General features: G+C 73.3%; 24 protein-coding genes. 10 read left to right on the plus strand and 14 right to left on the minus strand.

The window, feature by feature from the left end; translation table 11 throughout:
- Positions 1-236 precede the first annotated feature (236 nt).
- Positions 237-476 carry a hypothetical protein gene (locus ACFW22_RS18225; RefSeq protein ID WP_386405182.1) on the minus strand — a complete coding sequence of 80 codons (240 nt, stop codon included), beginning with the start codon at positions 474-476 and terminating at the stop codon, positions 237-239.
- A 438-nt stretch (positions 477-914) separates the two neighbouring features.
- Between ACFW22_RS18225 and ACFW22_RS18230 the strand changes: the two genes are divergently transcribed.
- Positions 915-1,496 carry an XRE family transcriptional regulator gene (locus ACFW22_RS18230; RefSeq protein ID WP_386405185.1) on the plus strand — a complete coding sequence of 194 codons (582 nt, stop codon included), beginning with the start codon at positions 915-917 and terminating at the stop codon, positions 1,494-1,496.
- 154 nt (positions 1,497-1,650) lie between these two features.
- On the opposite strand, the gene ACFW22_RS18235 is transcribed toward ACFW22_RS18230, so the two are convergent.
- Complete coding sequence (locus ACFW22_RS18235; RefSeq protein WP_386405188.1) at positions 1,651-2,250, minus strand: SMI1/KNR4 family protein; 600 nt, start codon at positions 2,248-2,250, stop codon at positions 1,651-1,653.
- A gap of 447 nt (positions 2,251-2,697) precedes the next feature.
- Between ACFW22_RS18235 and ACFW22_RS18240 the strand changes: the two genes are divergently transcribed.
- Together ACFW22_RS18240 and ACFW22_RS18245 are read left to right on the plus strand one after the other, a co-directional pair.
- Entirely contained in the window at positions 2,698-3,885 is a 1,188-nt protein-coding gene (locus ACFW22_RS18240; protein WP_386405191.1) for a glycosyltransferase family 2 protein, read from the plus strand.
- Positions 3,876-4,040 carry a hypothetical protein gene (locus ACFW22_RS18245; protein ID WP_386405194.1) on the plus strand — a complete coding sequence of 55 codons (165 nt, stop codon included), beginning with the start codon at positions 3,876-3,878 and terminating at the stop codon, positions 4,038-4,040. Before ACFW22_RS18240 ends, ACFW22_RS18245 begins: the two co-directional genes overlap by 10 nt.
- A 236-nt stretch (positions 4,041-4,276) precedes the next feature.
- On the opposite strand, the gene ACFW22_RS18250 is transcribed toward ACFW22_RS18245, so the two are convergent.
- The 9 genes from ACFW22_RS18250 to ACFW22_RS18290 form a co-directional block, all read right to left on the minus strand.
- Positions 4,277-5,410, minus strand: a complete 1,134-nt coding sequence (locus ACFW22_RS18250) for an acyl-CoA dehydrogenase family protein (protein WP_386405197.1) — start codon at positions 5,408-5,410, stop codon at positions 4,277-4,279.
- Entirely contained in the window at positions 5,407-7,299 is a 1,893-nt protein-coding gene (locus ACFW22_RS18255) for an acetyl/propionyl/methylcrotonyl-CoA carboxylase subunit alpha (RefSeq protein ID WP_386405200.1), read from the minus strand. Before ACFW22_RS18255 ends, ACFW22_RS18250 begins: the two co-directional genes overlap by 4 nt.
- An 8-nt stretch (positions 7,300-7,307) precedes the next feature.
- A complete protein-coding gene (locus tag ACFW22_RS18260) occupies positions 7,308-8,906 on the minus strand; it encodes an acyl-CoA carboxylase subunit beta (protein ID WP_386405203.1) in 1,599 nt (532 codons plus the stop codon).
- On the minus strand, positions 8,903-10,594 hold the full coding sequence (locus tag ACFW22_RS18265; protein ID WP_386405206.1) for an acyclic terpene utilization AtuA family protein: 1,692 nt from the start codon (positions 10,592-10,594) through the stop codon (positions 8,903-8,905). The genes ACFW22_RS18260 and ACFW22_RS18265 overlap by 4 nt, the downstream gene beginning before the upstream one ends.
- A complete protein-coding gene (locus ACFW22_RS18270) occupies positions 10,591-11,385 on the minus strand; it encodes a TIGR03084 family metal-binding protein (protein ID WP_386405209.1) in 795 nt (264 codons plus the stop codon). The genes ACFW22_RS18265 and ACFW22_RS18270 overlap by 4 nt, the downstream gene beginning before the upstream one ends.
- A gap of 177 nt (positions 11,386-11,562) precedes the next feature.
- Positions 11,563-11,985: a hypothetical protein gene (locus tag ACFW22_RS18275; protein ID WP_386405212.1), complete on the minus strand. Its 423-nt coding sequence runs from the start codon at positions 11,983-11,985 to the stop codon at positions 11,563-11,565.
- Positions 11,986-12,186: 201 nt separating this feature from the next.
- Positions 12,187-13,881, minus strand: coding sequence for an acetolactate synthase large subunit (locus ACFW22_RS18280; RefSeq protein ID WP_386405215.1), 1,695 nt, complete (start codon positions 13,879-13,881; stop codon positions 12,187-12,189).
- 200 nt (positions 13,882-14,081) lie between these two features.
- A complete protein-coding gene (locus ACFW22_RS18285; RefSeq protein ID WP_386405218.1) occupies positions 14,082-14,453 on the minus strand; it encodes a VOC family protein in 372 nt (123 codons plus the stop codon).
- 9 nt (positions 14,454-14,462) lie between these two features.
- Positions 14,463-15,389 carry a DMT family transporter gene (locus ACFW22_RS18290; protein ID WP_386405269.1) on the minus strand — a complete coding sequence of 309 codons (927 nt, stop codon included), beginning with the start codon at positions 15,387-15,389 and terminating at the stop codon, positions 14,463-14,465.
- A 205-nt stretch (positions 15,390-15,594) separates the two neighbouring features.
- On the opposite strand from ACFW22_RS18290, the gene ACFW22_RS18295 reads away from it, so the two are divergent.
- On the plus strand, positions 15,595-16,455 hold the full coding sequence (locus tag ACFW22_RS18295; protein ID WP_386405221.1) for a LysR family transcriptional regulator: 861 nt from the start codon (positions 15,595-15,597) through the stop codon (positions 16,453-16,455).
- 154 nt (positions 16,456-16,609) lie between these two features.
- Here ACFW22_RS18295 and ACFW22_RS18300 read toward each other — a convergent pair whose 3' ends face one another.
- On the minus strand, positions 16,610-19,447 hold the full coding sequence (locus ACFW22_RS18300) for an FAD-binding and (Fe-S)-binding domain-containing protein (protein WP_386405224.1): 2,838 nt from the start codon (positions 19,445-19,447) through the stop codon (positions 16,610-16,612).
- Positions 19,448-19,498: 51 nt separating this feature from the next.
- On the opposite strand from ACFW22_RS18300, the gene serC reads away from it, so the two are divergent.
- Entirely contained in the window at positions 19,499-20,617 is a 1,119-nt protein-coding gene (gene serC, locus ACFW22_RS18305; RefSeq protein ID WP_386405227.1) for a phosphoserine transaminase, read from the plus strand.
- Positions 20,618-20,719: 102 nt separating this feature from the next.
- Here serC and ACFW22_RS18310 read toward each other — a convergent pair whose 3' ends face one another.
- The gene (locus tag ACFW22_RS18310; protein ID WP_386405230.1) at positions 20,720-21,718 is read right to left on the minus strand and encodes a WD40 repeat domain-containing protein; all 999 of its coding nucleotides are present in this window, start codon (positions 21,716-21,718) and stop codon (positions 20,720-20,722) included.
- Positions 21,719-21,777: 59 nt separating this feature from the next.
- Between ACFW22_RS18310 and ACFW22_RS18315 the strand changes: the two genes are divergently transcribed.
- From ACFW22_RS18315 to ACFW22_RS18330, 4 genes are all read left to right on the plus strand, one after another.
- Positions 21,778-22,629 carry an alpha/beta fold hydrolase gene (locus ACFW22_RS18315; protein WP_386405233.1) on the plus strand — a complete coding sequence of 284 codons (852 nt, stop codon included), beginning with the start codon at positions 21,778-21,780 and terminating at the stop codon, positions 22,627-22,629.
- Positions 22,630-22,690: 61 nt separating this feature from the next.
- Positions 22,691-23,386 (plus strand): GDSL-type esterase/lipase family protein, encoded by a 696-nt coding sequence (locus ACFW22_RS18320; RefSeq protein WP_386405236.1) that lies wholly within the window; start codon positions 22,691-22,693, stop codon positions 23,384-23,386.
- Between the two features lie 123 nt (positions 23,387-23,509).
- Positions 23,510-23,938, plus strand: a complete 429-nt coding sequence (locus ACFW22_RS18325; protein ID WP_386405239.1) for an ester cyclase — start codon at positions 23,510-23,512, stop codon at positions 23,936-23,938.
- Between the two features lie 67 nt (positions 23,939-24,005).
- A complete protein-coding gene (locus tag ACFW22_RS18330) occupies positions 24,006-24,995 on the plus strand; it encodes an aldo/keto reductase (protein ID WP_386405242.1) in 990 nt (329 codons plus the stop codon).
- Positions 24,996-25,265: 270 nt separating this feature from the next.
- On the opposite strand, the gene thpR is transcribed toward ACFW22_RS18330, so the two are convergent.
- On the minus strand, positions 25,266-25,853 hold the full coding sequence (thpR, locus tag ACFW22_RS18335) for an RNA 2',3'-cyclic phosphodiesterase (RefSeq protein WP_386405245.1): 588 nt from the start codon (positions 25,851-25,853) through the stop codon (positions 25,266-25,268).
- Positions 25,854-25,886: 33 nt separating this feature from the next.
- Between thpR and ACFW22_RS18340 the strand changes: the two genes are divergently transcribed.
- Positions 25,887-26,387: a GNAT family N-acetyltransferase gene (locus tag ACFW22_RS18340; RefSeq protein WP_386405248.1), complete on the plus strand. Its 501-nt coding sequence runs from the start codon at positions 25,887-25,889 to the stop codon at positions 26,385-26,387.
- Positions 26,388-26,409 lie beyond the last annotated feature (22 nt).

Here is a 26,409-nt window from a genome sequence, read left to right on the forward strand (position 1 = left end):
TGTCAGTACCCCGAAGAACAATCAAGCACGCATGCATGATTTGGATCGGACGCCGAACGGGGTGACCGACGCCCCCTCCTCCCGGGGCGGGCCGGCCTCGTCACCTCCGGGCCCGACCGAGTGACAGGAGGGGCGGAACGCCGCCCCGCCGACCACGGGGATCCGCATCGGCGGGACGGCCTCCTACGGGGCGCGGAGCCACAGGGCAGCGCCGTACGCGCCCACGGCGACCGCGATCAAGAAGACGGCGACATGGGGAAGGAACCGAACGGCGCGGCACTGATGACCAGCACGGCTCCGCGAGGGGTGATGCTCTGCCGCTCCGCCGCGCTCGCCGTCCAGCAGTCTGCCGCGTTCGCCGTCCACTCGACTCCTGTCGGTCGCGCGAGAGTGAGGAGGGGCCCGCCGACCGCCCGCACCCGACCCACTAGGGCTCGGGTGCCGTCGACGACGATGTCGCCCTCCCGGTACCTCATGTCGACTTCCGGTCGACGGGCTCCGGAAGCGCGTCCGGGGCGTTTTCGTCGACGAGGGTGCGGGATTGCTCCTCCCTTTCGTCCTGAGACCTGAGCGGCATCACGGGGGGCAGCGGAAACATGCTGGCACCTCTTCCTCGCGGGATCGGAACTCCCCCACCTTGACATCCCCGTCAGGACGTATCTGCCCCCGAAACAAGGACGGTTGAGACGTCTCTCGCTAGCCTCCAAAAGGCCCAAAAGTCCACACGATGGGGGTTGACGGTGAACACTGCATTACGGGATGCGCTGCGCGGCACGGGGTTGTCCCCACGCGAGTTGGCGTACCGGGTGGGGGTATCTCCGAAGCAGGTGGAACGATGGCTCTCGGACGCGACGCTCACGCCGCACCGCCAGAACCGAGCGGAGTGTGCGCGGGCACTGGGAGTGGATGAGGACATGATCTGGCCGAAGGCCGTGCAAGACCGCGTGAAGCTCGGCGGAGACCGCGAGATCCTCCGCACCTACCCGTATCGGTCGGCGTGCCCCTCGACCGTGTGGGCCGACCTTGCAGACGGCGCCGAGCGCGAGCTGCTCCTCGCCGGGTACACGAACTACTTCCTCTGGACGCACGTTCCCGCGTTCGCCGGTCTCGTCCGACGCAAGGCGGAGTCCGGCTGCCGCGTGCGGTTCCTACTCGGCGACCCCGCGGGCGAGGTGACCCGGCAGCGCGAGACGATCGAAGGCGTCCCCCTGTTGGTGTCCACACGCATCCGGATCACGCTCGACGAGCTGGAACGACTCGGACCGGTCAAGGGCGTCGAGGCCCGGTTCAGCGCTGCCGAAGACGCCGTGAACCACGTCGGCTTGAGCGTGTTCCGGTTCGACGAGGAGGCCCTCGTGACACCGCACCTCGCCCGGCTGGTCGGCCACGATTCACCGCTGCTGCACCTCCGACGCCACACGGAAGGAGGAATGTTCGACCGCTTCGCCGAACACGCCGAAGAGCTGTGGGAGCGGGCCACCCCGGTACGGCCGTAGGCGATCGACCACCCGACCCCATCGAACGGGAGACGAGGCCACAACCCTTCCCGAGGCCGCGGCGGCCATCACACGTCGCCGCGCTATAAAGCGCGCCCCGTTTGGTTCTCCGGGCAACTCCGTGGGGAGCTGCGGCTGTCCGTGGCGGGCAGGGTCACATGCCGCGGTCCGGTCCGTTCCACGGCTCCGGTCGTTCGTCGGCGGTCATCGGAAGTCGGCACAGTCCTACCGGACCGGGATAGAAGGTGGAGGTGTTGGGGCCGGCCATGTCTTCCCCAGCGAGGTAGCGACAGAGCCATTCGGCGAAGCTCATGTCGTACCGTGCCCAGCCGCCTTCGCCGTCTTCGGTCAGGAGCCAAGGGGTCGTGCTCTCCGCAGCAACGAGGAAGACCGTCTCGCCCCGGTCGGTGATGGCGATCGGCCATGGTCCGCAGCGGGTGCCGAAGCGCAGTTCCGTGAGCCCGAACAGCAGGCGGGGGTCCTCGTCCGGGTCGAGATCCTCCCAGGACACCTCGGACCAGGCGCGGACCGTGTCCCGCATGTCCTTGCCCAGGTTCCAGCGTTCGGTCGCGGGGTGGAGCAGGTACAGGTGGTGGTTGAGCTGGACGGGAGCGTACGCGTCCACGAGCGCCCGGTAGTCGGGCGGCAGGCGGATCCCGAGTTCGGCGTGGAGCCGGTCCCAGGCGGCGGGGTCCGCATAGCGGTTCTGGGCCGGGCCGAGCATCGCCATGGCGGCGGCCAGGTGGTCGGTCATGGCGTTCCTCGCTGGTGCGTGTCGTCTTCGCGGCAGGATCATCCCAGCCGGGAGGCCTCGCCGGTCAGGCTACCGGCCTGCGGTGACGAATCAGGGCGGCGGCGATGCTGGCGAACGCCGGAGGCGTTCGGCTTTGCGCTCGTGGCGGCGGTGCAGACGGCGGCGTCCGGACGCGCCGAAGCCCGGAGGAGTTGCCCCCGGACACAGTCGCCCGTGGCCACGAACACGATGACGGCCAGCACCTGACGGTCTCCCCGTGAATCGGACGCCGAACGGAGTGACCGGAACCCCCCGCTCCCCGCCCTTCAACTTAACCGCACATCAAGGAAGTTGACGGCAAAAGAATTCTCCCTTACACAGTCGCCCGCATACCGGGGCAGGTCCGTACCAAGCAACCCCGGTGTGTGATCATGAGAACTGCCCGGAGAACCAGGTGCACAGCGTCGTGTGCTGGACCTTTCGATCCACGACCAACTGGACAACCTCATGGCGAGATCAGCCTTACTGACCAGCCCCACCCACGCCCCCGAACCCGACCCCGCCCCCCGCGAGCCCCTCCACGACACCGTCGTGGTGATCCCGGCCCGCAACGAAGAGGCCGAGATCCTCAGCTCCCTGGAGTCCTTGGCGGCCCAGACCCGCGCCCCCGACCTCATCGTCGTCGTCGTCAACAACTCGACCGACGGCACCGAGCGGACGGCCCTGGACTTCGCCGCACGCCCCGACTCCCCACCGACCCGCGTGCTGAACCTGCCCCACAACCCGCACAAGAAGGCCGGCGCCCTCAACCACGCGCTCGACCAGCTCTCCCGGGAGTCCGGCAGGCTCAGCGACACCGCACGGCACGTCCTCGTCATGGACGCCGACACCAGCCTCCACCCCGACTTCATCGCCCGCGCCCGCCACGTCCTGGGCTCCGACCCGACCCTCGGCGGGGTGAGCGCCACCTGCTACGGCAGGAGCGGGCTGTGGCGCACCACCTGGCAGCGCTATCTGACCGGCATGCAGATCATCGAGTACGGCCGGTACGCCCACACCCGTGCCCGCAGGGGCGTCCACACCATGGCCGGCGCCGGCTCCTTCTACCGGACCGCCGCCCTCCAGGACCTCATCGACGCACGGGACGAAGTCTTCTGGCAGCACAGCGGCAACCTCGTCGAGGACTACGAGACGACGCTCGCCCTGAAGGAGGCGGGCTGGCGGGTCACCGCCAACGAGTACTGCGTGGCCTACACCGACCTGATGCCCCGCCTCGGCGACCTGGTGAAGCAGCGCGAGCGCTGGGTGCGCGGCACGCTCGACATCATGCGGCAGCGCGGATGGACCCGGCACACCCGGCTCTCCATCGTGCAGTACGTGCTGGGGCTGCTCGGCTTCACCTACAGCCTCGGCTGGATCGGGGTCTGGGTGGTCCAGTCCGTGGAGAACGGCGGGGCCGCCGGGGATCCGCTCTGGCTGCTCATCCTCCTCACCTGGTCGCTGTTCTCGGCGCTCCGCGTCCGACCACTGGGCTGGAAGGCCATGGTGACCTGCGCGCTGCTCCTGCCCGAGCTGGTCTTCCAGCTGATCCGCACCTACTGGATGGGCACCTCCCTGTGGCGCTCCTACACCTCGGGGACGGCGACATGGGCGTGATGCGGACCCTCTCGGACCTGGGCCCGCTGGCCCTGGTGGGGCTGGGCATCAGCCTGTCCATCCTGCTGTTCAGCATCGGCTGCTACCTGGCGGCGTTCCCGCGCCGACGCCGTGACGCCCGCGCGGTGCGCGAGTTGCCCGCTGCTCCCCGCTGACCCGGCGGGGAGCCGCTGACCGGGTGGGGAGCACCGGCACGTGCCCGTGGAGCCGCACGGACCGGCGGGCCGCACGGGCCGTGTCGGTCCGGGACCCCTGCGTGCCGGTCCCGGCCCTTCCGTCCCGGCCCTCCGCCCCGGCCGGCGGTCAGGACCGGGCCGTCCGCCGCGGGTACCCCTCCGTGCGTACCCGCGGCCGGTCCCGATCGGGCCGCCGGCCCGGGAAGCGGGCCGGGTCAGTACGACTTGGGCAGGCCGAGGGTCTGGTGCGACACGTAGTTCAGGATCATCTCCCGGCTGACCGGGGCGATCCGGGACACCCGGGCCGCCGTGATCAGCCGGGCGAGGCCGAACTCGCGGGTGAGGCCGTTGCCGCCGAGGGTGTGGACGGCCTGGTCCACGGCCTTCACACAGGCTTCGGCAGCCGCGTACTTGGCCATGTTGGCGGCCTCGCCGGCTGCCGCGTCATCGCCCGCGTCATAGAGGTGGGCGGCCTTCGCCATCATCAGCCGGGCCAGTTCGAGTTCGATGTGCGCCTGGGCGAGCGGGTGCGCGATGGCCTGGTGGGCACCGATCGGCGCCTTCCAGACCTGGCGCTCCTTCGCGTAGGCGACCGCCCGCGCGAGGGCGTGGCGGCCCATGCCGATCGCGAAGGCAGCCGTCATGATCCGCTCGGGGTTGAGGCCCGCGAAGAGCTGGAGCAGGCCCGCGTCCTCGTCGCCGACGAGGGCGTCGGCCGGCAGCTGCACGTCGTCGAGGACCAGCTCGAACTGCTTCTCGTCGGCGTCGAGTTCCATCTCGATGTGGCGGCGTCCGAAGCCGGGTGCGTCACGCGGCACGATGAAGAGGCAGGGCTTGAGCGTGCCCGTGCGGGCGTCGGAGGTGCGGCCCACGATGAGGGTGGCGTCCGCGATGTCGACGCCCGAGACGAAGACCTTCCGGCCGTTGAGGACCCAGCCGTCCTCGGTGCGGGTGGCCGTGGTGGTGATGCGGTGCGAGTTGGAGCCCGCATCGGGCTCCGTGATCCCGAAGGCCATCGTGCGCGACCCGTCGGCGAGGCCCGGCAGCCATGCGCGCTTCTGCTCCTCGGTGCCGAAGCGGGCGATGACCGTGCCGCAGATCGCGGGCGAGACGACCATCATCAGCAGCGGCGCGCCGGCCGCGCCCGCCTCCTCCAGGACGATCGACAGTTCGGCCATGCCGCCGCCCCCGCCGCCGTACTCCTCGGGCAGGTTGACGCCCAGGTAGCCGAGCTTTCCGGCCTCGGCCCAGAGCGCGGCCCGGTCGAAGCCGGGGCCGTGGCGGTGGCCGAGCGCGGAGACGGCGGCGCGGAGCGCGGTGTGTTCGGGGGAATCGATGAGGCTGCTCATGCGGGGTCTTCCTCCTGTGCTTCGGACGGGGCGTGTTCCTGTACGACGGCGAGCAGGGCTCCGACCTCGACCTGACGGCCGGGGGCGGCGTGGAGCGCGGTGAGCGTGCCGGAGGCGGGGGCGATGACGCGGTGCTCCATCTTCATGGCCTCCAGCCAGAGGAGCGGTTGTCCGGCGGTGACCGGGTCTCCGACGGCGAGGCCGTCCGCGACCCTGACGACGGTGCCGGGCATGGGGGCGAGCAGGGAGCCGGGTTCCTGGAGGTCGGTGGGGTCGGTGAAGCGGGGGCGCGGGGTGAGGCGGTGGGCGCCCGCGTGGACGGTGCCCCCGTCCTCGTAGGCGGCGACGTCGAAGTGCCTGACGACCCCGGCGACTTCGAGGCTCACCCGGGTGGGGGCGGCCGACACGACCCGCACGCCCTCCGGGGAGGTGACCTCGTGGCCGCCGTCCCGGGTCGGCCGGTAGCGGACCTCGTGCCCGTCGTACGTCCTCGTCTCCTCCTGGGAGCGGACGTTGCGCCATCCCCCGCCGAAGCGGCCGGCGCGGGACGTGGCCCCGGCGAGGGCGGCGGCGACGGCCGCGTACCGGGCGCCCTCCGGCGGGACGGTCAGTGCGGGGAGGTTCCGTTCGTAGAAGCCGGTGTCGAGCCCTTCCGTGCGGGCGTACTCGGGGTGCCGGAGCGAGGCGACGAGCAGGTCCCGGTTGGTGACGGGACCGTGCAGCACGGCCCGTTCCAGGGCGTGGGCGAGCTTGCGAAGGGCCTCCTCCCGGGTCGGGGCGTGGACGATCAGCTTGGCGAGCATCGGGTCGTAGTGGACGCCGATGGCGTCCCCGGAGGCGTACCCGGTGTCGACGCGCACGCCCCCGGGGACCTCGAAGCGGTGCAGCACTCCGGTCTGCGGGGCCCAGGAGCGGGCCGGGTCCTCGGCGTAGAGGCGGGCCTCGACCGCGTGTCCGCGCGGGGCCGGGGGTTCGGGCGGCAGCGCCCGGCCCTCGGCGACGGCCAGTTGGAGGGCGACGAGGTCGACCCCGTAGACCTCCTCGGTGACCGGGTGCTCGACCTGGAGGCGGGTGTTCATCTCCAGGAAGTGCGCCCGGCCGTCCGCGACCAGGAACTCGACGGTGCCCGCACCGACGTAGCCGACGGCCTTGGCGGCGCGGACGGCGGTGTCCAGGAGGGACGCCTCCAGCGCGGCGGGCAGTCCGGGCGCGGGGGCCTCCTCGACGACCTTCTGGTGGCGCCGTTGGAGGGAGCAGTCGCGGGTGCCGAGCGCCCAGACGGTGCCGTGGGCGTCGCAGAGGAGCTGGACCTCGACGTGGCGCCCGTTCTCCAGGTACGGCTCGACGAACACCTCGCCGTCCCCGAAGGCGCTCGCCGCCTCGGCCGAGGCCGCCCTCAGCTCCTCCGGGAGCGCGGCCGTCTCCCGGACGATCCGCATGCCCCGGCCGCCGCCGCCCGCCGCCGCCTTGACGAGGACGGGCAGGTCGGCCTCGGTGACCTCATCGAGCGGGGCGATCCCGAGGAGTTCCTTCGCGCGGGTCTTCGACGCCATCGCCTCGATCGCCGCCGGCGGCGGGCCGATCCAGGTCAGTCCGGCGTCGGTCACGGCCCGTGCGAAGTCGGCGTTCTCGGAGAGGAAGCCGTATCCGGGGTGGACGGCGTCGGCACCCGCCGCGAGCGCCGCCCGCACCACCAGGTCGCCGCGCAGGTACGTCTCCGAGGGCGCGGCCCCCGGTAGCCGTACCGCCGCGTCGGCCTCCCGGACGTGCAGGGCGCCGGCGTCCGCGTCCGCGTACACGGCGACGGTGGAGACGCCCAGTTCGCGGCAGGTGCGGAAGATCCGGCAGGCGATCTCGCCCCGGTTCGCCACGAGAACGGTCCTGATCACGTGATGCCTCACATTCGGAAGACGCCGAAGCCGCCGCGCGCGCCCTCGACCGGTGCCGTGTGGATCGCGGACAGGCACAGTCCGAGGACCGTGCGGGTGTCGCGGGGGTCGATGACCCCGTCGTCGTAGAGCCGGCCGGACAGGAACGTCGGCAGCGACTCGGACTCGATCTGCGCCTCGACGAGCGCCCGCAGCCCGGCGTCCGCCTCGTCGTCGTACGGCTGTCCCTTCGCGGCCGCGGAGGCCCGCGCGACGAGGGAGAGCACGCCGGCGAGCTGCTGGGGGCCCATCACCGCGGACTTGGCGCTCGGCCAGGCGAAGAGGAAGCGGGGGTCGTAGGCCCTGCCGCACATGCCGTAGTGGCCGGCACCGTACGAGGCGCCCATGAGGACGCTCAGGTGGGGCACGCGGGAGTTCGACACCGCGTTGATCATCATGGCGCCGTGCTTGATGATGCCGCCCTGCTCGTACTCCCTGCCGACCATGTAGCCGGTGGTGTTGTGGAGGAAGAGCAGCGGGACGTCCCGCTGGTTGGCGAGCTGGATGAACTGGGCGGCCTTCTGCGACTCGGCGGAGAAGAGCACGCCCTGCGCATTGGCGATCACGCCGACCGGGTAGCCGTGCAGGCGTGCCCAGCCGGTCGCCAGGCTGGTCCCGTACAGCGGTTTGAACTCGTCGAAGTCCGAGCCGTCGACGAGCCGTGCGATCACCTCGCGCGGGTCGAAGGGGGTCTTGAGGTCACCGGGGACGATTCCGAGCAGCTCCTCCGGGTCGTACTTCGGGGGCTCGGCGGGCGCCGGGTCGGGGTGCGCCTTGCGGTGGTTGAGGCGGGCGACGATCCGGCGGGCCTGACGGATCGCGTCCGCCTCGTCGACGGCGTAGTGGTCGGCGAGGCCGGAGGTGCGGGCGTGCATCTCGGCGCCGCCCAGGGACTCGTCGTCGCTCTCCTCCCCCGTCGCCATCTTCACCAGCGGCGGGCCGCCGAGGAAGACCTTCGACCGCTCCTTGATCATCACCGCGTGGTCGGACATGCCGGGGACGTACGCGCCGCCGGCCGTCGAGTTCCCGAAGACCACGGCGACGGTCGGGATGCCCGCGGCGGAGAGTCGGGTGAGGTCGCGGAAGAGGGCCCCGCCCGGGATGAAGATCTCCTTCTGGGAGGGCAGGTCGGCGCCGCCGGACTCGACGAGCGAGACGACGGGCAGCCGGTTGGCGAAGGCGATCTCATTGGCCCGCAGCGCCTTCTTCAGGGTCCACGGGTTGGAGGCGCCACCGCGGACGGTGGGGTCGTTGGCGGTGATGAGGCACTCCACGCCCTCGACGACGCCGATGCCGGTGACCAGTGAGGCGCCCACGGTGTAGTCGCTGCCCCAGGCGGCGAGCGGCGACAGCTCCAGGAACGGGCTGTCGGGGTCGACGAGCAGTTCGATCCGCTCGCGGGCCAGGAGTTTGCCGCGCCCCCGGTGACGGGTCGTGTACTTCTCGCCGCCGCCGGCGAGGGCCTTGGCGTGCTCGGCGTCGAGGGCGGTGAGCTTGTCGAGCATGGCGGCCCGATGGGCCCGGTAGTCGGGTCCGCCGGTGTCGAGGGCGGAGGCGAGGACGGTCACAGCTGTTCCTCCAGGAGGGAGACCGGTACGTCTGCGTGGCGGGAGCGGAGCCACTCGCCCAGCGCCTTGGCCTGGGGGTCGAAGCGGGCCCGGGAGGCGACGCCCTCGCCGAGGATCCCGACGACGGTGAAGTTGAGCGCCCTCAGGTGGGTGAGGACGTGTCGGGTGACGGCGAGTCCGGCCGTCTCGGGCAGCAGGGCGCGGAAGCGCTCCACGGTGAGGGCGTGGGCGAGCCAGCGCCACTCCTCGTCGGTGCGGGCCCAGACGCCGACGTTGGCGTCGCCGCCCTTGTCGCCGCTGCGGGCCCCCGCGACCAGGCCCAACGGCACCCTCCGGGTGGGGCCTTCGGGGAGCGGCGGAGGAAGGTCCGGCTCGGGCACGGGCTCCAGCTCGCGGGTCCTCGGGGGGACCGGGACCTTCCGACGGGTCCCGTCGGGGAGCACGGCGGTGTGCGGGACGTCCTCGGCGGGAACGTACGCCGTCTCGAAGACCCCGTAGGGAGCGCCCTTCCCGGGCGGGGCGGTGACGTGGAAACCGGGGTAGCTCGCGAGGGCCAGTTCGACGGCGGCGCCGGTGAGGGCACGGCCGACCTTCTCGGGGTCGGGATCGCGGACGACCAGCCGCAGCAGGGCGCTCGCGGCCTCCTCGGTGGCGGCGTCGGGGTGGTCGGTGCGGGCCAGCTCCCAACGGATCCCGGCGGGCGGGTTCTTGTCCAGGGCCTCGTGGACCTGCTGCCGGACGAGGGCGGCCTTGGCCTCGACGTCGAGGCCGGTGAGGACGAAGACGACCTCGTTGCGGAAGCCGCCGAGCCTGCTGAGCCCCGCCTTGAGCGTCGGGGGCGGTGCCTCCCCCCGCACCCCCGTGATCCTGACCCGGTCGGGGCCCTCCTGGTCGAGCCGCACGGTGTCGAGCCGGGCGGTCACGTCGGGGCCGGGATAGCGGGCGCCGGCCGTCTCGTAGAGCAGTTGGGCGGTGACCGTGCCGGTGTCGACGAAGCCGCCGGTGCCGGGGTGCTTGGTGATGACCGCGCTGCCGTCCGCGTGGAGTTCGGCGATCGGGAAACCGGGGCGGCGCACGTCACGGCCGCGGAAGAAGGCGTAGTTGCCGCCGGTGGCCTGGGTGCCGCACTCCAGGACGTGCCCGGCGACGACCGCGCCGGCCAGTTCGTCGTACGCCTCGGGGCCCCAGCCGAAGTGCCACTGGGCGGGTCCGGTGACGAGGGCGGCATCGGTGACCCGGCCGGTGACGACGACGTCGGCGCCGGCGGCGAGACAGGCGGCGATGCCGGCGCCGCCGAGGTAGGCGTTGGCGGTGAGGGCGCCGTCCCGGGCGGGCAGCCGGTCCCCCTCCACGTGGGCGATCCGGGTCGGCAGGCCGAGCTCGGCGGCGAGGGCGCGCAGGGCGTCGGCGAGCCCGGCGGGGTTGAGGCCGCCCGCGTTGGTGACGATCCGCACTCCCCGTTCGTGGGCGAGGCCGAGGCACTCCTCCATCTGGCGCAGGAAGGTCTTCGCGTACCCGGCCGCGGGGTCCTTGAGCTGGTCCCGTCCGAGGATGAGCATGGTCAGTTCGGCGAGGTAGTCACCGGTGAGGACGTCGAGCGCGCCCTCGGGCCCGCCGTCGGTGAGCATCTCGCGGACGGCGTCGAAGCGGTCGCCGTAGAAGCCCGAGGCGTTGCCGATGCGGATCACTCCCGGGCCCCCTCGGGCGCGCGGCCGGAACCCGCCGGGCCGGCGAAGGCCTGGGCGATGGCCAGCCACTGCTCGGCGTCCTCGCCCGCGGCGACGAGGGCGGTGTCATCCCGGTGGACCCGCTGGGTGACGAGGAGGCAGAAGTCGAGGGCGGGGCCGGTGACCCGCTGGGCGGCGTCCTCGGGGCCGTACGTCCACGAGGAGCCGTCGGGGGCGGCGAGTTCGACGCGGAAGGGCTCGGTGGGCGCCGGCAGGCCCCGCACCAGGAAGGCGTAGTCGCGGGCCCGGTGGCCGATCCAGGCGACGTGCCGGAGGCGGGCGGTGGGCGGGCGCACGACCCCCAGCGCGTCGGCGACGTCCCGGCCGTGCGCCCAGGTCTCCATCAGTCGGGCGGTGGCCATGGCGGGGGCGCTCATCGGCGGCCCGTACCAGGGGAACCTGCCTCCGGGCGGGACCGCGCGCAGGGCCTCCTGGAGGCGCTCGCGACCGGTGCGCCAGCGGGCGAGGAGCTCGGCGGGCGGTAGCTCCGCGCCTTCTTCCGCGCCCTCGTCGACGAAGCGGTCGGGCGCGGCGAGGGCCTTCTCGGTCTCCGCGGCGAAGCCGGCGGCGTCGGTGGCGGCGAGCAGGGCGGCCCGGTCGGTCCAGGCGAGGTGGGCGATCTGGTGGGCGATCGTCCAGCGGGGCGCGGGGGTCGGCGTCCCCCATTGCTCCTCGGTCAACGCTGCGACGAGGACGTCGAGTTCTTCGCTCTCGTCGCGCAGGTCGTCGAGGACGACGACGGGGTCGGACACGGTGCGCTCCCCTCGGGGGACGGGCGGTCACGGGCCTTCGCGGAGGAGCATGCCAGCGGGACAAGAAACAATCAAGCGTGCTTGCTTTAGTTTTGGAAGGGGCCCGCCCGCCCCCGGGGAGGCTCCGGACCGCCGGACGGGGCACCCCGCACGCCCCTCGCCCGGATGCGGGCGTCCTCAGGAAGCGCCCCGCCTCCGCACGGGGGAGAACAGGGCGGTCACCCCGACGACGAGGGCGAGGGAGTGCAGCGGGAGCAGGGCGCCGGGAACGTCGTCGATCAGGTCGATGCCGTTCCCCACGGCGGCGATCCATGCGACCGACCCCGCCAGCACCATGGGCCCCACCCGGCGCTCCCCCGCGATGAGCATCCCGATCCAGAGGACGGCCGGCATGACCAGGAAGGCGTTGACGAGCGCCGTGGTGAAGACCTGGTCGGTCGAGTAGCCGGGCCCCTCGCCGAGCGCGGCGGCGGCCTGCCCGCTGAGCGAAAGGAAGAGGGTGTCGGAGAGGACCAGGTGGGACGCGGCGACCCCCAGCGCGGAGACGACCAGCGCCTTCAGGAAGCGGGGGGCGAGCGGCGTGGGTGCGTTCGGTGCCATGCCGCCGAACTATACGCAGAGTGTATAGCTGGGGCGGGGACCGGGTCGCCGCTCCCCCGCCACCGCCCGGGCGGCCCCGGTCCGACCGTCCGTGCCACGATCGCCCCGCCCCGCCCCGCCCCGGGTCAGCAGTTCCCGTGCCGCCTTGGCCGTCGCACGGACCGGGCCGTCCGGGCCGTCGTCCGCTCCCTTGACGGCGGGTCAGAACGGGCCGCTGAGGGTGCCGAGCCGGTCGGTCAGGCGCAGGTTCTCGGAGTAGTCGACGGGGCAGGCGATCACGGACACGCCGTCGTCGTCGACGGCGCGGCGCAGGAGCGGCAGGAGGTCATCGGCGGACTCGACCCGGTAGCCGCGTGCGCCGAAGCTCTCGGCGTAGGCGACCAGGTCCGGGTTGGTGAACCGGGTGTGGCTGTGGCGGCCGAGTTCGAGTTCCATCTTCCAGGTGATCAGGCCGTATTCCTCGTCCACGAGGACGAGGACGACCAGGGGGACGCGTTCGCGGACGGCGGTCTCCAGTTCCTGGGAGTTCATCAGGAAGGAGCCGTCGCCCATCACGGCCAGGACGCGCCGGTCCGGCCGGGCCAGTTTGGCGGCGATGGCGCCCGGCAAGGCGAATCCCATGGTGGACAGTCCGTTGGAGACCAGGCAGGTGTTCGGCTCGTAGGTCGGGTAGAGGCGGGACATCCACATCTTCCCGGCGCCGGTGTCGGCGAGCACGATGTCCTGGCGGTCCAGCGCCGCGCGGACGTCCGCCACCACGCGCTGCGGCACCAGGGGGAAAGCCTCGTTGTCACGTCCGTAGCGGAGCTCTTCGTCGAGCAGCGCACGGATCTTCGTGGTGCTCGACGACGCGTCGTGGGCGAGGCCGTCGGGGAGTGCTGCCGCGAGTGCGTCCAGGGCCTGCGCGGGGTCGCCTTCGACGCCGACCGCGACCGGGTAGTGGGCGTCCACCTCGGCGGGGAAGCGGTGCACGTGCACGATGCGCTTGTCGCCGTTCGGGTTGATCTTGACGGGGTCGAACTCCTGGACCTCGTAGCCGACGCAGAGCAGCACGTCGGCCGCGTCGAAGCCGAAGTTGCCGTAGTCGTGGCGCATGAAGCCGACCGCACCGAGGGCGTTGGGATGGTCGTCGGGGAAGACGCCCTTGCCGTGGAAGGTGGTCGCGACCGGGATGTCCAGCCGCTCGGCGAACCGCAGCAGAGCGGCTGAGGCCCCGGCCCTCGCGGCGCCATGGCCGGCCAGCACGAGGGGGTTCCGGGCCGCGGCGAGCACCTCGGCCGCCCGGGCGATCTGCGAGGGGGAGGGCGCATCGGCGTGCACCGCGTCGATCTGCAAGGGGCCCAGGGGCTCGGCGGGGGCCTCCGCTTCGATGTCCTCCGGCACCGCCAGGAACACGGCCCCGGGACGCTCGCTCTGAGCGGTCTTGAACGCCTTGCGCGTCATCTCCGGCACCGCGTCCGGACACTCGATGCGGGCCGACCACCGGGTGACGGGAGCGAACATCGACACCAGGTCGATGACCTGGTGCGACTCCTTGTGGACGCGGCGCAGGGAACCCTGGGCGGCCAGGGCCACCAACGGCGCGCTGTTGGTCATGGCGTCCGCGGCGCCGAGGAGAAGGTTGATCGCGCCGGGCCCCAGCGTCGCCGAACACACTCCGGCGCGGCCGGTCAGCCGTCCGTAGATCTCCGCCATGAACGAGGCGGCCTGTTCGTGGCGCACCAGGACGTACCGGATGCCGGAGTCGTTCAGCGCGTCGACGAAGCGGATGTTCTCCTCACCCGGGATCCCGAAGACGTACTCCACGCCCTCGGCCCGCAGACAGCGCACCAGGAGGTGCGCGACGTCCTCCACCGCCGCCGTCCTCCGCGACCCGGTCGCGCCCTCGGTACCCATGCGACGAACGTAGGCACGCCCTCCTCCCCCGGCCACTCTTCGGCCGCCGACCGGGGTGCGGGGCAACGGAACCCTGGGGGGTGCGGTGGTGGGAGCCGGCGCGCAGACCGTCGCCCATCGACACCCGGGTGGCGAGGACCCGCACGGCAGCGGAGGGGCCGTGCGGTTCCTCGTCGCCCGGCCGCTCAGGACCGGTGGGGTCAGTGCCCGACGAGGCAGAACGGGTGGCCGGCCGGGTCCGCGTAGACCCGCCAGTGTCCTGCCGCGTCGTCGAGCAGCGTCGCGCCGTGTGCGAGGACCTGCTCGTGGGCGGCGTCCAGGTCGGCGACGCCGAAGTCGAGGTGGAACTGCTGGGGACGCTCGGGGTCCGGCCAGGTCGGCGGACGGTGGTCGGCGACGCGCTGGAAGCAGAGGACGAGCCCCCCGGGGGTGTGCAGGGTGGACCAGTCCGCGTGGAGGGACCAGCGGGGATCGGGGCGGTCCACGTCCCCGCCGAGCACCGAGCGGTAGAAGCCGGCGAGTTCGCGGGGGGCGGCACAGTCCAGGACGACGCACTGCAGTTCGGCGATCATGCGCGGAGTCTAGGGGCCGTCGGCGCCCCGCGACCGGGTGCGGACCGCGCCCATGCTCGCACCGATGACGAGGGCGATGGCGAGGGCGTCCGTGCCGGACAGGAACTGGCCGAGGACGAGGAAACCGGCCACCGCGGCGATGGCGGGTTCCAGGCTCATCAGGACCGCGAAGGTGGGCGCGGGCAGACGGCGGAGGGCGAGGAGCTCCAGGGTGTAGGGAAGGACGGAGGACATCAGCGCGACCGCCAGGCCCAGGCCGACCGTCGACGGCACCAGGAGCTTGTCGCCCGCTTCCGCGATGCCCAGCGGGAGGCTGAGGACGGCACCGAACGCCATGGCCAGGGCCAGCCCGTCGGCCTGGGGGAAGCGACGGCCGGTGCGGGCGCTGAAGACGATGTACGCGGCCCACATGGCGCCCGCGGCGAGGGCGAACGCCGCACCGAGCGGGTCGAGGCGGTCGAAGCCGCCGCCGCCGAGGAGGACGACGCCGCCGAGGGCGAGGCCGGCCCAGAGGAGGTTGACCAGTCGGCGGGAGGCGACGACCGAGAGGATGAGCGGGCCGAGGACCTCCAGGGTCACGGCGGCGCCCAGCGGGATCCGGTCGGCGGCCTGGTAGAAGAGGATGTTCATGGCGGCCATGGCGGTGCCGAAGGCGAGGACCGTCCCCCAGTCGGCGCGACCGTAGCCCCGGACCTTGGGCCGGCAGACGATCAGCAGGACGGCCGCGGCGAGCACCAGCCGCAGGGTGACGACCCCGAGTGCGCCGGCGCGCGGCATGAGCAGGACGGCGACCGCGGAGCCGAACTGCACGGAGAGTCCGCCGGTGACGACGAGCGCGACCGGCCCGAGCCGGGTCCCTGCGGCGGACCGCGCCCGCCCTGGGGCCTCCGGACCATCCGGACCGCCCGGGTGCACCGCGGGCGTCGCCGCGGGCACGACGACGGGTGCCGCGACCGGGGGCACCTCCTTGACCGGACCGTCCACCGATCGCTCCTTCACACCCAGAAAAGTTCACCACACTGGACCTTCAGTCCAGAGTAATGCACCTAGGGGTGGACTGCAGCCAGGTTTCCCCTCTCACGCTACGAGCCCCTGCGCGGCACCGGAAATGCCGATTGCGCTGCGGTTATGCTCCGGACGCATGAGCATCGAGCTGCGTCACCTCCGCTGCTTCCTCGCCATCGCCGAGGAATCCAGCCTGACCAGGGCAGCCGCCCGGCTCCACCTCACCCAGCCCGCCGTCTCCCGCACCCTCGCCGCCCTGGAGCAGCACCTCGGCGCCCGCCTCGTCGACCGCTCCACCCACCACCTCGTGCTCACCGCCGAAGGCCGCGCGTTCCAGGACCGGGCGGCAGCCGCCCTCGCCGCCTTCGAGACCGCCGTCGACCCGGCACGACTGCGACACCGTCCGCTGCGCCTCGGACACGCCTGGTCGGCCTTCGGTGCGTACACCACCCCGCTGCTGCGGCGCTGGCAGCGCGCGCACCCGGAGACGCCCCTCGAACTCCTCCGCATCGACGACCGCACCGCCGGTCTGGCCCGGGGCGAGGTGGATGCGGCGCTGCTGCGCGGGAACGTGGAGGCCCCGGGCCTGGTCACGGCGGAGCTGGCGACCGAGGAGCGGGTGGCCGCACTGCCCGCCGACAGCCCGCTCGCCGACCGCCCCCGGCTCGCCCTCGACGACCTCTCCGGCGAGACGGTCGTGCTCAACACGGTCTCCGGCGCGACCACCCTCGCGCTCTGGGCGGCCGGTGCCCGCCCGGCCGCCACCCTGACGGTCGCCAACACCGACGACTGGCTCACGGCGATCGCCGCCGGTCGGGGGGTCGGGGTCTCCTCCGCCTCCACGGCGGCGCTCCACTCCCATCCGGGCGTCGCCTACCGCCCGCTCCCCGACGCACCGCCCCTGCCGGTGGTGCTCGCTTGGCGGGACGCCTTCCCCCACCCGGCGACGGAGGCGCTGATCGCGATGGCCCGGGCGATCGTCCGGGAAGCGGCCTAGCGGACCGCCCGGGAAGCGGTGTGACGGACCGCCCGGGCGGCACTGCGCCACGGCCGGGGCGCGCGTTCCCCGCCTTCCTCGCCTTCCTCGCCACGGCTCCCGGCCCCACCCCCCGCCCCCGCCCGCCACCCGGCCGTGGTGCGGTCGGCCCGTCTCAGGGGGCGCCGGCCCCCCGCCCCGGTTCCCCGCCCGGGGCCGGGCCCCCGCCCGGTCCCTCCCCGAACGCCTCCCCCAGTCCCTCCTCCAACCCCTCCGCCAGCAGTTCCGCCGTGTGCCGGCCCCGGAGCCCCGTCAGGTCCGCGACCTGGGTGCGGCAGGAGAAGCCGTCGGCCAGGACCTCCGCGTGCGGGGCGGCGCTCCTCAGCGACGGCAGCAACTGGTCCTCGGCGCAGGCGACCGAGACCTCGTAGTGGCCCGGTTCGAAGCCGAAGTTCCCCGCGAGGCCGCAGCAGCCGCCCGCCAGCTCACCGGTGAGGCCGGCACGTTCCCGGAGCCTGCGGTCGGCCGCGTCGCCCAGGACGGCGTGCTGGTGGCAGTGCGTCTGGCCGACGACCGGACGGTCCAGTCGGGGCGGGGTCCAGTCGGGCGCCAGGGACTCCAGGACTTCGGCGAAGGTGTGCACGGAAGCGGCGAGCCGGGCGGCACGGGGGTCGTCCGGCAGCAGTTCGGGCAGGTCGGTGCGGAGGGTCGCGGCGCAGGAGGGTTCGAGGACGGCGAGGGGCAGGCCCGTCCCCTCGCCGATCACGTCGAGGGTCCGCCGCATGACCTTCCGGGCCGCCCCGAGCTGGCCGGTCGAGACGTAGGTGAGCCCGCAGCAGACCCGGCCGGGCGGCAGTTCCACCCCCAGGCCGGCGTCCTCCAGGACGCGGACGGCGGCCTGGCCGACCTCGGGGGCCAGGTGGTTGGTGAAGGTGTCCGGCCAGAGGGTGAGGGCCGGTGGGCGGTTCGAGGCGAGGTCGGCGAACCAGTCCGCGAAGGGGCGTTCCGCCACCCTCGGCAGCGTCCGCTCCGGCGTCACCCCTGCGAGCCGCGCGGCGAACGGCAGCCCCAGCACCGCGTTCAGTCCCCGCCCGAAGTGGGCGAGCCAGCTCGGGAGGCGCCCCATCGTCCAGTGCGAGCGGGGCCGGCGCAGCAGGCCGAGCGGGCCCGCGTGGTGCCGGTCCAGGAACTCCGCCTTGTACGCCGCCATGTCGACGCCGACCGGGCAGTCGCTGCGGCAGCCCTTGCAGGACAGGCACAGGTCCAGCGCCTCCCGCACCTCCTCCGAGCGCCAGCCGTCGGTGATGAGCTCCCCGAGCGCCATCTCGTGGAGGAGCCGCGCCCGGCCCCGCGTCGAGTGCTTCTCCTCCCCCGTCGCCCGGTACGAAGGACACATCACGCCCGGTCCCGAAGAAGGCCCGTCCACCCGGCACTTGGCGACCCCCACGCACCGCGCCGCCGCCCGCCCGATCCCCACCAGGGGCAGGCCCTCGAACCGCAGGCCCTCGTCGAGCCGTCGCGGTCGCACGAGCATGCCCGGGTTCAGGCCTCCGTCCGGGTCCCACACGTCCTTGGCCGCGCCGAAGAGGGCGACCAGTTCCTCCCCGTACATCTTGGGCAGCAGTTCGGCCCGCGCCTGTCCGTCGCCGTGCTCGCCGGAGAGCGAGCCGCCGTGGGCGACCACGAGGTCGGCGACGGCCTCCGAGAAGCCGCGGAAGTCCCGCACGCCCTTGCCGCTGTACAGGTCGAAGTCGATCCGGACGTGCACGCAGCCGTCCCCGAAGTGCCCGTACGGGACTCCGCGGAGACCGAACTCGGCCAGGAGGGCGCGGAATTCCCGGAGGTACCCGCCGAGCCGGGCCGGCGGCACCGCGCAGTCCTCCCAGCCCGGCCAGGCCTCCGCTCCGTCGGGCGAGCGGGTCGCCGTCCCGGCCGCGTCCTCCCGGATCCGCCACAGCGCCCGTTGTCCGGCCGGCTCCCGGACCACCGCCGCGTCCAGCGCGTCCGCGGCCCGGACCAGTTCCCGGGCCGCCCGCTCGCCGTCGACCTCGCAGAACAGCCAGGCCGCGCCCCGCGGCAGCCCGTCGGCGCCCCGGACGAGGTCCGCGGCCATGCCCTCCACGGTGAGCGGCCGGTGCACGAGCAGTCCGGCCGCCGCATCGGCCGCCGCGCCCTCGTCGGGGTATCCGAGGACGACCAGGACGGGTGCGGACGGCAGCGGGACGAGTGCCACCGTCGCCTCCGTCACGATGCCCAGCGTGCCTTCGCTGCCGCAGAAGGAGCGGGCCACGTCGACGCCCCGCTCGGGGAGCAGCGCGTCGAGCGCATAGCCGGAGATGCGGCGCGGGAGGCCGGTCGGATAGCCGGTGCGCAGCAGGGCCAGATGGCGGTCGACGAGGTCCAGGAGTCCGGTCGGGGCGCCCTGCCCGCCCCGGCCCAACGTCAACTTGTCGCCCCGGTAGCTCACCACTTCGAGGGAGCGCACGTTGTCCGCGGTGGTGCCCCAGGCGACCGAGTGTGCCCCGCAGGCGTTGTTGCCGATCATGCCGCCGAGGGTGCAGCGGCTGTGCGTGGACGGATCGGGGCCGAAGGTCAGCCCGTACGGCCGGGCCGCGGCCCGCAGCCGGTCGAGGACGAGCCCGGGCCGGACCACGGCCGTGCGCGCGTCGGGGTCCAGGGAGACGATCCCGCCCAAGTGCCGTGTGAGGTCGAGCACCACGCCGGCGCCGGTCGCCTGGCCTCCGATCGAGGTCCCGGCGCCGCGGGCGACGACCGGGGTGGTGCCGTGCGCCCGGCACACCTCCAGGACGGCGGCGACGTCGTCGGCGTCGCGCGGTGCGACCGTACCGGCGGGAACACGGCGGTAGTTGGAGGCGTCCATCGTCGCCAGGGCGCGGGCCGTGGTGGAGAAGTCGACCTCTCCGGCGACGGCGGTGCGCAGGGCGGCGGCGAGTCCGGACGGGTCTTCCTCGTGTGTTCGCACGAGTCCAGGATGTCCCACGCCCCGTCTCATCGGGCGGACATCCGGCGACCGGGCCCTTCCCGAACCGATACCCTCCGCCTCGTGGCTGAGATCCAGATTCCCGCTGACATCAAGCCCGCCGACGGCCGTTTCGGCGCGGGCCCCTCCAAGGTGCGTACGGAGGCGCTGGACGCCCTGGCCGCCACCGGCACCTCCCTCCTCGGCACCTCCCACCGCCAGGCTCCGGTCAAGAACCTGGTCGGCGAGGTTCGTTCCGGCGTCTCCGACCTCTTCTCGCTGCCCGAGGGCTACGAGGTGATCCTGGGCAACGGCGGCTCCACCGCCTTCTGGGACATCGCGACCCACGGCCTCATCGAGAACAAGTCGCAGCACCTCACCTTCGGCGAGTTCTCCTCCAAGTTCGCGAAGGCCGCCAAGCTGGCTCCCTGGCTTGCCGAACCGACCGTGATCTCCTCCGACCCGGGCACCCACCCGGAGCCGGTGGCCGAGGCGGGCGTCGACGTCTACGCGTACACCCACAACGAGACCTCCACCGGTGTCGCGGCTCCCCTCAAGCGGGTCGCGGGCGCCGACGAGGGCGCGCTCGTCCTCGTCGACGCGACCTCCGGCGCGGGCGGCCTCCCGGTCGACATCACCGAGACGGACGTCTACTACTTCGCCCCGCAGAAGTCCTTCGCCGCCGAGGGCGGCCTGTGGCTCGCGGCCTTCTCCCCGGCCGCCCTGGAGCGGGCGCAGCGGATCCACGCGTCCGGCCGGCACGTCCCGGAGTTCTTCTCGCTGCCGACGGCGATCGACAACTCGCTGAAGAACCAGACGTACAACACCCCGGCGCTCTCCACCCTCTTCCTGCTCAACGAGCAGCTGAAGTGGATCAACGGCCAGGGCGGTCTGGAGTGGGCCGTGGCCCGCACCAAGGAGTCCTCGGACGCGCTGTACTCCTGGGCCGAGGAGTCCAAGTACGCGACCCCGTTCGTCACGGACGCGGCGAAGCGCTCCCAGGTCATCGGCACGATCGACTTCGCGGACGAGATCGACGCGGCGGCCGTCGCGAAGGTGCTGCGCGCGAACGGCATCGTGGACACCGAGCCGTACCGCAAGCTGGGCCGCAACCAGCTGCGGATCGCGATGTTCCCGGCGATCGACCCGGCGGACGTGCGGGCGCTGACGGCCTGCATCGACCACGTCATCGAGAAGCTCTGACCCGGGGTTTCCCCGGTCCGGAGGGCCCGGCAGCGGACGGCGGTTCCCCGCGGTCCGGCGCCGGGCCCTCCGTCGTCCCCGGGCCCTCCGTCGTCCCCCGGCTCAGTCCTTCCGGAGCAGGCGCTTGACGCCGAGGACGAGGACGGTGGCGCCGGCGAGGACGAAGAAACCGGTGGTCGCGCTGCCCCGGTCGGTCTGCTCCCCGGCCGTCGGGGCCTGGGGGGCTCCCGGCGCCCGGGAGGGCTGCGGCGCGGAGGGGCCGTCGGACGGGCCGGTCCCCCCGGCCCGGTCCACGCGCACCACCCGGCTGTTCCTGCCCTCCGAGCCGAACATGAAGGCCGAGCCGTCGCCCGTGTACGTCACCGACTCGGCCTGCCCCTGGAAGGGGGCGCCGACCGAGGTGCCGTCGTCCCCGAGGCGCCCGTCCTTCCAGACGTACTCCCGGGCGCTGAAGTAGCCCCGAAGGACGAGCCGGTCGCCGTCCGGCGAGAAGGCGCCGTCGGTCACCCACGGCACTTCGTCGACGCGCCGGAAGACGTTGGTGCCGGACGCGGAGAGCCGCTCGGGGCCCGCGTAGAGTCCGCCGCCGCCCTGGTTCTTGCTCGCGATGTACACCCGGCCGGTCTTCGGATGGACCATCAGGGCCTCCGCGTTGCGGGCCCCGTCGGCGTACTTCACCACGTACTGCTGCGCCTTGACGGTCTGGTCCTTCAGGGTCTTCGGCTCGGGGAAGCGGTAGATCCAGACGTGGTCCCAGGTGCCGTCGAGGTTGTCCCCGATGTCACCGACGTAGATGTCGCCGTCGGGGCCGACCGCGATGCCCTCCATGTCCCGCGGGGTGCCGACGCCGGCCATGGTCAGGGTCGCGACGGTCCTTCCGGTGCGGGAGTCGACGCCGTAGATCAGCGGGGCGTCCTGGTCGTTGTGCGTCCAGTAGATCCCGGGGTGGGCCCGGCTGGCGGCGAGCCCGCTGGACTCGGTGATCCGGGAGTCCTGGATCGTGAAGTCCCGGTCGGGTTCCTGCCCTTCGGCACGGGCGTGGCCGGCCGGGAGCAGCGCCAGGGCCGCGGCAGCGCCGAGGGCGCACAGAGCAGATCGCATGGGATCAAGCCTGCCACGGGGGTGCGGAAACCCGCTTGACCAGCGGAGGAGGCGGTGTCATGGTCACGCCCATGCTCTCCTTCCCCGCTCCCGACGGCACCCTGCTCGCGTACCACGCCTCCGGTTCCGGCGCCCCCCTGCTCTGTCTCCCGGGCGGCCCCGTGCAGGACTCCGTCTACCTCGGCGACCTGGGCGGGCTCGACGCCCACCGCACGCTGATCCGGCTCGACCTGCGGGGCAGCGGCGGCTCGGCGGAGCCGGCGGACCCGTCCTCGTACCGCTGCGACCGGCTCGTCGCGGACGTCGAGGCGCTGCGCGTGCACCTGGGGCTCGACGCGATCGACCTGCTCGGGCACTCGGCGGGCGCGAACCTGGCCGCGCTGTACCTGACCCGGCACCCGGAGCGGGTGGCCCGGCTCGTGCTGGTCACCCCGGGCCCGGCGGCCCCCGGGATCGAAACGACCGGGGAGGAACGCCTCGCGGCGGCGCGGCTGCGGGCCGGCGAACCGTGGTTCGCGGAGGCGTACGCGGCACTGGAGGACCTGACGGCGGGGCGGGGGACGGCGGAGACCTTCGCGGCGGTCGCGCCGTTCTTCCACGGCACCTGGGACGAGGCCGCGCAGGAGCGGAACGCGGCCGTGGCGCACCAGCGGAACGGGGAGGCCGCCGCGGTCTACGGGAGCGAGGGCGCCTACGAACCGGCCGTGACGCGTGCGGTGTTCGCGACGTTCGAACGACCGGTGCTGGTCGTCGCCGGGGAGGGCGATGCCAACACCCCGGTGCCGACCGCCGCCGCGTACGCGGGGCTGTTCCCGAAGGCGGAACTGGCGGTCCTGGCGGGGGCCGGGCACTTCCCGTGGCACGACGACGCGGAGCGGTTCGTGGACCGGCTGGCGTCCTTCCTGGCCTGACCGCCGCCCCCGTGTCCCGGATCACGTCGAGCTCCGGGACGCCGTCCGCGATGATGTGACCATGCGTTTTCTGTTCGTCGGCGACAGCATGACCATCGGACGCGCCGGCGACTGGACCTGGCGCTACCGCATGTGGGAGCACCTGGAGGCGACGCTCCCCGGCGGGTACGAGATCGTCGGCCCGCGCTCCGGCACCTACGACCCCGCCACCGACGCCCCGACCTCCGACGCGCACCCCGACCCGGCGTTCCCCGCCGCGGCCCGGCGCCACCTGGCCGGCTGGGGCGAGGGATGGCTGCACATGGCGCCGCTGATCGGCGGGGCCGTCACGGCGACCGGGGCGGACGTGCTGTTGGTCTCGCTGGGCCTGATCGACCTGGGCTTCTACACCAACAGCGATCAGACGGAGGAGAACGTCCGGGCGTTCGTGGCCGCGGCCCGGGCCTCGAACCCGCACGTCCGGGCCGTCCTGCTGCCGGTCATCCCGAACGTCCGCGCCGGCTGTGACGCGGCCTTCGCCGCCGAGTGCGCCCGCTTCAACGAACTCCTCGCGAAGGCGGTCGCCGACCTGGACACCGCCGCCTCGCCGCTGCTGCTCGCGGAGGTCCCGGAGTCGTACGACCTCCGGGTCGACACCTACGACGGCACCCACCCGGGCCCCGACGGCGAGCACAAGCTGGCGGCGGCCTTCGCGGACGCGATGCACCGGGCGTGGGGCCTGGGCGGCCGGTACCCGCTCCCGGTGGCCGCCCGCTGAAGGGCGCCGCCGGGGCGGACCGGGGTCACGGCAGGTGCACCGTGGTCGGGTGCTCCCTCCCCGCCTGCTGTGGCGCGACCACCGGCCCGTCCCGCCGCCCCGGCGGAATGCCACACTTCGGCCATGAGCAACGCCAAGGAAACCGTCCACCAGTTCCTCCTCCAGGTGCGCTCGGGACTGCACCCCGAGCGGGCCGACCGCTTCATGACCGACCGGGTCCGGGCCCATCAGGTCGTGTCGGAGGCGCCGACCGTCGTGGAGCGGACGCCGCAGCAGTACACCGAGCACGTGCAGGAGATGCTCGACGCGTACGGCGCCTTCGCCCTGACCGTGGACGAGCTCATCGCCGAGGGGGACCGGGTCTACGCCCGTTGGACGCAGCAGGGGCGGCACGTCGGGGCGGTGGACGGCCACCCGCCGACCGGTGCGCCGGTCACGGCGGTGACCAGCGCGGTCTACCGGGTCGAGGACGGCCTCATCGTCGAGTACTGGATCCAGATCGACCGGCAGGGGGTCACCGCCCAGCTGCGGCGACCGGACGCCACGGGCTGATCCCCGGCACCCGCCTGCGGCAGGGCCCCTTGCTTCGAGCGGACTCCAAGCAGTTGGCTGGTGTCCCATGAAGTACACGCAGCTCGGACGCACCGGACTCAAGGTCAGCCGACTCGTCCTCGGCACGATGAACTTCGGTCCGCAGACGGACGAACCGACCAGCCACCGCATCCTGGACGCCGCACTCGACGCCGGCCTGAACTTCGTGGACACGGCCAACGTGTACGGCTGGGGCGAGAACAAGGGCCGCACCGAGGAGATCCTCGGCAGCTGGTTCGCCCGGGGCGGCGGCCGACGGGAGAAGACGGTCCTCGCCACCAAGGTCTACGGCTCCATGTCGCCCGGGGGCGAGCCCTGGCCCAACGAGGACCGGTTGTCGGCACTGAACATCCGACGGGCCGTCGACGCCAGCCTCAAGCGGCTGCGCACGGACCACATCGACCTGTACCAGTTCCACCACGTCGACCGCCTGACCCCCTTCGAGGAGATCTGGCAGGCCGTGGACGTCCTGGTCCAGCAGGGGAAGGTGCTGTACGCGGGCTCCTCCAACTTCCCCGGCTACAAGATCGCCCAGGCCAACGAGGCAGCCGCCCGGCGCGGGACGATGGGGCTGGTCAGCGAGCAGTGCCTCTACAACCTCTACGAGCGGCGCGCCGAGATGGAGGTCGTCCCGGCCGCCCGGGACTACGGCCTCGGGGTCATCCCCTGGTCGCCGCTGCACGGCGGACTGCTCGGCGGCGTGCTGAAGAAGGAGACCGCGGGCAAGCGGCGCACCGAGGGGCGGGCGGCGGAGACCCTCGCCGACCCGGCCGTGCGGGCGAAGTTCCAGGCGTACGAGGACCTGCTCGACAAGCACGGTCTGGAGCCCGGGGAGACGGCGCTGGCCTGGCTGCTGACCCGGCCCGGCGTGACCGGACCGATCGTCGGACCGCGGACGCCGGAGCAGTTGGACAGCGCCCTGCGCGCCCTGGAGGTCGAGCTGGGCGAGGAACTCCTGTCGTCCCTGGACGAGATCTTCCCCGGCCCCGGTCCCTCTCCGGAGGCCTTCGCCTGGTGATCGGGCGGGCGCCGTCGCCCGGCCGTCGCCCCCGGCGGGGTGGCGGCCACCCGCCGCCGGGGGGGGCGACCGGGGTCGTCGCGGGGGCCGGGCAACGTCGCGGGGGCGCGCCCCCGCCCTCCGCGCCCGGCGCCGCCCGGTTGCGGCGGGCGGACCGCGCGGGTGCGGGAACTACTGACCGACCACCGCCGCCACCGCGATGATCGCGAACATCAGTACGAGCACGCCGGCCATGATCCGGTTACGGGTCTTCGGGTCCACCCTTCGAGGTTAACCCGAACCCTCCTCGCCGCCCTCAAGGGGCCAGGTGCCGACCGTCTCGTACCGGGGCTGCTCCCCCGGCACGCCGCTGACCGGCAGGTACGAGCGGAGGAGGGCCAGCTCGGCCACCCGCCAGCGCTCCCCCTCCAGGCCGGCGAGCTCCGCCACGAAGGGCCGTAGGTCCACCGCCCCCTCCTTGCGGGGCCGTGCGACGGTCAGGTGCGCCCGGTAGCGGCGGGGCTCCTCCATCGGGACCCCGGCCCGGCGCGCGGCGGCGTCGGACCGCTCGGCCAGGAGCCGCAGGGCGTCCAGGTCGCCGGCGATCCCGGTCCACAGGGCGCTGCGTCCGAAGCGACCGCCGCCGTGCAGACGCAGCGGGAAGGGCGGCGTCCGGTGCGCGGCCCTGGCCAGTCGGGCCCGGAGTTCGGGCAGGAGCGCTTCCTCGACCTCTCCCATGAAGGCGAGGGTGAGGTGCCAGCCGGGCCTCGCGGTCCAGCGGAGCCGGTCCGCCCCGGGCAGTCGGTGCAGCCGGTCGACGACGCCTCCCAGCTCGTCCAGGCACTCCGGAGGCGGCACCACGGCGGCGAAGAGCCTCATGCCAGAAGTCTGGCACCGACTAGCCTGAGCTGCATGAAGATCCGCAAGGCCGGGGCGGAGGACCTCCCCGCGATGCTTTCCGTACTCGACAGCGCGGTCGTCTGGCTCAACGGCAAGGGGATCACCGCCCAGTGGGGCACCGAGCCCTTCTCCGAGCGCTCCGAGGCGGTGGAGCAGGTCCGACGGACGGCGGCCGAGGGCGATCCGTGGATCGTCGAGGTCGACGGCGAGCCGGCGGGCGTGATGACCCTGACGCCGCACCCCGGCCGGCACGTTCCGCCGGCCGCCGAGCCCGAGGTGTTCGTACGGCTGCTGGCGACCGACGCGCGGTTCCACGGCCGCGGGGTGGGGGCGGCGCTCCTGGAGCACGCGGCGGCGGAGACCCGGCGCCAGGGGGTGTCGCTGCTCCGCGTGGACTGCTTCGCGGGCAGCGGGGGCCGGCTCGTGGCGTACTACGAGGGGCAGGGCTTCACCCGTACGGAAGCCTTCGTGGTCGACGACTGGCCGGGCCAGGTGCTGGAGCGCCGCTTCTGAGGTCCGGGACGCGGCAGGTCCC

This window comes from Streptomyces sp. NPDC058872, assembly GCF_042743065.1.
In the GTDB taxonomy this organism is placed as follows: Bacteria; Actinomycetota; Actinomycetes; order Streptomycetales; family Streptomycetaceae; genus Streptomyces.